This window comes from Bacillus cereus group sp. BfR-BA-01331, assembly GCF_022663915.1.
In the GTDB taxonomy this organism is placed as follows: domain Bacteria; phylum Bacillota; class Bacilli; order Bacillales; family Bacillaceae_G; genus Bacillus_A; species Bacillus_A mycoides.
Map to the genome: position 1 here is coordinate 1 of NZ_JAKUGJ010000144.1, position 555 is coordinate 555.

The window sequence follows — 555 nt, forward strand, 5'->3', positions numbered from 1 at the left end:
CTTTTATAACATCTATAACAGATAATAAAAAACTACGTGGAAAGACCGCATTTTGTATAAGAATATACGTTAAGTTGATGGATGTGGGGGAGCACCACATGCCCATCAACTCAAAATCTCATACCACCTCCAGAACGAAAATTTTATGCATGTTGCTCATTTTTATTGTTTGGGGATAAATGATTCTTTAAGCTTGATGGCAATTTGGTCCTATCCCTAAAACATCTGGACTGTAATAGCCAACTTAAAAATGCAAACAAAACGACCCCTTTAATCAGTCGTTTTGTTTGCATTTCCTTTTTCTAAAACTACAGAAAAGATAAGTACTATAGTTAACAGCATAATAAACCTTACTTCACTTCCATCACTTACAAAAAATGAATACAAAGTATAAATTAAAATTAATATTCCATAAATAACTTTGTGCAATGAATTCCCCCCTTTTTGCCGTATATATTTTAGTGTAAAAATTTAATTCAAGCCCTATATCAAAATGAAAATAAAAAGCACCTGTGATATACACAAAGTGCTTTTCTCTTGTCAATTTATCTATTT

Annotated in this window: 1 protein-coding gene; it reads right to left on the bottom strand. The window is 31.0% G+C overall.

Translation table 11 applies throughout. The features are described from left to right. Nucleotides 1–364: 364 nt before the first annotated feature. On the bottom strand, nt 365–555 hold a 191-nt coding region (locus tag MR155_RS31330; RefSeq protein ID WP_242312123.1), incomplete at its 5' end, for a hypothetical protein.